The organism is Cupriavidus taiwanensis (genome assembly GCF_900250075.1).
Lineage (GTDB): Bacteria > Pseudomonadota > Gammaproteobacteria > Burkholderiales > Burkholderiaceae > Cupriavidus > Cupriavidus taiwanensis_C.
This window is the reverse complement of record NZ_OFTT01000002.1, coordinates 1-4,196: the sequence shown is the minus strand read 5'-3', so window position 1 is coordinate 4,196 and position 4,196 is coordinate 1. Positions and strand designations below refer to the sequence as shown.

Sequence of the window (4,196 nt, the reverse complement as noted above, 5' to 3'; positions counted from 1 at the left end):
AAGCTACGTTTCGCATAATGTATATTATGTTAAATAACGTATAGCCAGCACCTCCCGACCCGCCTAGCGCCCTCGACGCAGCTTGGGCAAAACGCAAGCCTCCAATCGCATTCCTTCCGTGCGCCAGCCCACATTGGCTCTCTGCCTGCCCCCCTAAGCTAGAAAAGTCCCGTCGGATGTCCTTCGGCATGCCACCGTGAGCTTCCAGCGCGGAACTCCCGCATTCCATGGCTACGCTGTCACTGGAGGTGATGCAAATGCGTCAACGCATGATTTTCCGCAAAACCGTGTGGGCGTCAGTGGTTGGTTTCTTCCTGCTGGCACCGTCGGTTCACGCAGCTCCGCCCGTCAGCTTCGACAATGACGCCTGCAACAACCCTTCCGCGGAAGCCAGGCTGAGGCAGCGAGAAGCTGCCGTGCTCGGCCCGGCCCATGCCGAGTCGCATGCGCGGGCGCGTGCCAAACAGTGTCGGGTGGCAGCCGGGCTGGACCGGGTTGCCACGCCGGACGATCAGGTGCTGGCAGCGGCCAGGGCTCAGGCCACCAATACGGCGGGCCAATGGAGCGAGCCATTCGTCATCCCGGTAGTCGGCATCACTGCGGTCTTGCTACACACAGGCAAGGTGCTGTTCTGGTCGTACGAGCCTACGCAGTACCATAATCCGGCAGCGTCGAACACCGGTGTCGCCTATGTGTGGGATCCCGCGACACGCACGGGCCATCCCATAACGCCGCCTGAGAACATCTGGTGTGCCGGCCAGACGATATTGAGCGACGGCAGGGTTTTCATTGCTGGTGGCAATCTGCGCTACCCCGACGGGAATGCGCCAGAAGGCCAGCAGAACTTCCAGGGCGCGCTGAGCAGCTATACGTTCAATCCGCTCAGCGAGAGCTGGACCACCCAGCCAAATATGTCGGTCGGCCGCTGGTATCCGACTGTGACCAAGCTGGCAGACAACCGGGTAGTCATCACCAGCGGCCTCGACGAGACGGGATCCGGAAATACCACGTCGGTGGTCGAACTGTTCACCCCTGCCGCGGGCATGGACAGCGTTGGCACGATGAGCACGGTGTCGTTCCACCACCCCTCGGGCATGTACCCGTTCCAATACCTGCTTGGTTCTGGCCAGATGATGCAGGCCGGGCCGGCCTTCTACAATACCGTGCTGCTGACGCCCGGCACATGGTCATGGAGCGGCATTCCGAACATGCTGAGTTCGCACTATGAGTACGCCAACGGCGTTATCTATACCGATGCCTCGGTCACGCCCGTCAAGCAGGCCGTGATGATCGCGGGCGGCGCCGAAGGCGACAGCGCCTTCCGCAACAACGAATGGTTCGATGTCGGCAACCCCAACGCAGGGTGGCGACAATTTCCGCAATGGCTGCAGCCTCGGCATAACGCCAATACCGTGATCCTGCCGGATGGAACGCTGTTTACGGTGGGCGGCAATGCGGCCAGCAACGGTTATGACAACCCGCATTTTGACAGCGAGCTTTACAACAAGCCGGCCGGGGATCCGACCGGGACCTGGATTCCGATGAGCCCGAACACCATACAGGCGGGCTACCACTCCAGTGCCATTCTGTTGCCCGACGCCACCGTCCTGCTGTCCCAGGACGACATGAATCCCCTGGCCGCCAGCACGCACCAGGCACAGGTATATTCGCCACCGTACCTGTTCAAGGGCGCGCGCCCGAATATCACCAGCGCACCGGGTACATTGAGCCTGGGACAAACCTTTACCGTTGGCTCCAGCACGCCCAATGTTTCCAGCGTTGCGCTGGTGGCGCCGGGGGCTGTGACGCACGGCAACGACATGCACCAGCGCTATATCAAATTGCGCCATACCAAACAGGGCGCCAAGAACCTGCGCGTCACCCTGCCCGCCTCCAGTTCGCTGGTGCCGCCCGGTTACTACATGCTGTTTATCATCGACTCGCAAGGGGTGCCTTCCGTCGCCAAATTCGTTCGGGTTTCCTGAGGCAGGAGGTCGCACGGCATGACGGCATGATTGTTGCAAGGCCGGGTATGGTTGCCCGTTCAGGAGACAGTCATGCCATTCGATGCACGCCAGCCCGGCCGCCGTGGGCACCATGTCAAATCCCCGCTTGCGGCGGTATTGCTATGCCTGACAACCGGCCTGTACGCCGCGCCGCCCGCCGGCGACGTGGACTTCATGAACAAGGCCGCACAGGCAGGCCAGATGGAGATCGATGCCAGCAAGCTGGCCGAGACCAAGGCCACAAGCGCCACGGTCAAGCGTTTTGCCGGGCAGATGCTGCAAGACCACCGCGCCGCCGCGGAAGATCTCAAGCGACTGGCCAACGCCAAGGGCGTCCAATTGCCGACCACCCCGAGTCCCGCTGACCAGAAGAAGCTGGAAGCCATTGGCGCACTGCAAGGCGCCAGCTTCGACAAGCAGTACGCCGACGAAGTCGGCGTCAAGGCGCACAACGATGCCGTGGCACTGTTCCGCAAGGCCGCGAGCGATGCGCGCGACAACGATGTACGGGATTTTGCAAAGAAGACCTTGCCGACGCTCGAGCACCATCTGGAATCCGCCAGGAAAATGGCATCGGAGGTATCGCGATAGCTGCCCGCAATGCCGGTCAGCCGGAAAGACGCCCACCCTTCCCTTCGCAGCGCCACTCGGACAGGTGTAGCGAATAACGGCTGACCGTGCCAGCGGCAAGGCATCTGACGTCAGGGGAGGCAATATTGTGTGCACCAATTTCAGCGCGGTGACGGGCCCGGTGCTGCGCGACGTTTTCGGGGCAGAACCGCCACCAGGAACATGGAAGTCGGAAATATGGCCAGGCGATGCCGCGCCGATCGTCCGTGCGGATGCCCGTGGCCGGCGCGAATGTTTGCTGGCCACCTTTGGCCTGGTGCCGCGCGCACGCCACGTCCACGGCGCGCGGGATTTTGAAACCATGAATGTCCGCGCCGAGTGCGTCGGTGACAGGCGCGGTTCGTGCAGCGCGTGGCACCGCACCCAGCTGTGCCTGGTGCCTGCGATGGCCATTTACGAGCCTTGCTACGTGGCGGGCCAGGGCTGGATCCGCTACCGGATCTGGCTACCGGACGAGCCGGCGCTTGGCATCGCCGGGCTGTGGAGGCAATGGCCGGATGGATCTTATTCCTTCGCCATGTTCACGGTGAGCGCGCCTGGTCATGCGGTGATGAAGCTGATGCACACCCCAGGCAAGGAAAAACGGGCGGTGGTGATGATTCCGTACCTGCAGTGGCAAGCGTGGCTCGCGTGCCGGGATCCCGAACTGGCGCGAAGCTTCATGGCGCTCTATCCGGCCGAGAAGATGATGGCGGTTCCCGCCCCGCTTACGCCCCAACCCGCCGAGGAATCCGGCACGGCCGGCGTGGCCGCGCCAACCAGGTAGCCTGCTCAGGCGAAACGGTCATGCAGGATGGAAGCGCTCAGCTGACGCTTCTTCCAGTACATATGGTCGATGCGCTGCTGCAGCTTTCCCAGCACCGCAGGGTCCAGGGTTTCATAGGTTAGCAGCACGGCGGGGTGCGAGCCGTCGCCATCTTCATGTTCCAGGCTGTCGAATGGCGGGAATCCGTATTTCTCCAGGAACGTCCGGATTTCCTCGTCGGAGGTGTCGGGGTCGATATTGGTGAGCAGCAGGCGGCTCATTCTCTCTCCCAATTACAAGGTGACGGCGGGCGGGTGCTTTTTTTGAGGTTAGCACCTCGGCACCGTCCCTGCAGGACTGGACACATCATCGCAGCACGCCATCGCCGCGCCGGCATGCTGCACGGGCGCGATTGAATGAATTCCCGCTCTGTGAGCGGACAACGTTGCAAATAATCCATGCCTGGCGGCTGCGGCCTACCAGCTAGCGCGGATATTCCGTCAGGCGCGCGGCTGGAGCATGAGCACGCGGTAGTGACTGGCCATGCCCGTTGCGCCGCGCCAAAGCAAAAACCCCTCGCAGCACACGCTGTCGAGGGGTTTTGCACAATAAGAGCCTGGCGATGACCTACTTTCACACGGGAATCCGCACTATCATCGGCGCGGAGCTGTTTCACGGTCCTGTTCGGGATGGGAAGGGGTGGTTCCAGCTCGCTATGGTCACCAGGCATGAGGGGTTGTGGCGCTGTCGGGTTGGGACAGCGTCACGAATCGGGATGTAGTTGGGGTTGTGCGTATCTGGCACAAGGCGATCGA

Annotated in this window: 4 protein-coding genes and 1 rRNA gene; 3 read left to right on the top strand and 2 right to left on the bottom strand. The window is 62.1% G+C overall.

The genetic code is table 11. From position 1 onward, the window contains the following. Positions 1–227 precede the first annotated feature (227 nt). The 3 genes from CBM2588_RS30565 (at position 228) to CBM2588_RS30555 (ending at position 3,402) form a co-directional block, all read left to right on the top strand. Positions 228–1,985 (top strand): glyoxal oxidase, encoded by a 1,758-nt coding sequence (locus CBM2588_RS30565; protein ID WP_231942375.1) that lies wholly within the window; start codon positions 228–230, stop codon positions 1,983–1,985. Between the two features lie 72 nt (positions 1,986–2,057). Beyond that, positions 2,058–2,597 (top strand): DUF4142 domain-containing protein, encoded by a 540-nt coding sequence (locus CBM2588_RS30560; RefSeq protein WP_115684065.1) that lies wholly within the window; start codon positions 2,058–2,060, stop codon positions 2,595–2,597. A 127-nt stretch (positions 2,598–2,724) separates the two neighbouring features. Continuing rightward, complete coding sequence (locus tag CBM2588_RS30555) at positions 2,725–3,402, top strand: SOS response-associated peptidase family protein (RefSeq protein ID WP_115684064.1); 678 nt, start codon at positions 2,725–2,727, stop codon at positions 3,400–3,402. Positions 3,403–3,407: 5 nt separating this feature from the next. On the opposite strand, the gene CBM2588_RS30550 is transcribed toward CBM2588_RS30555, so the two are convergent. After that, positions 3,408–3,662: an RNA-binding protein gene (locus tag CBM2588_RS30550; RefSeq protein ID WP_115684063.1), complete on the bottom strand. Its 255-nt coding sequence runs from the start codon at positions 3,660–3,662 to the stop codon at positions 3,408–3,410. 333 nt (positions 3,663–3,995) lie between these two features. Continuing rightward, positions 3,996–4,108 (bottom strand): 5S ribosomal RNA (gene rrf / locus CBM2588_RS30545). Between the last annotated feature and the right edge of the window lie 88 nt (positions 4,109–4,196).

Bases quoted from the DNA above. Each gene is read 5' to 3' on its own strand.
- CBM2588_RS30565 (WP_231942375.1), top strand. From the start codon at position 228: ATGGCTACGCTGTCACTGGAGGTGATGCAAATGCGTCAACGCATGATT.
- CBM2588_RS30560 (WP_115684065.1), top strand. From the start codon at position 2,058: ATGCCATTCGATGCACGCCAGCCCGGCCGCCGTGGGCACCATGTCAAA.
- CBM2588_RS30550 (WP_115684063.1), bottom strand. From the start codon at position 3,662: ATGAGCCGCCTGCTGCTCACCAATATCGACCCCGACACCTCCGACGAG.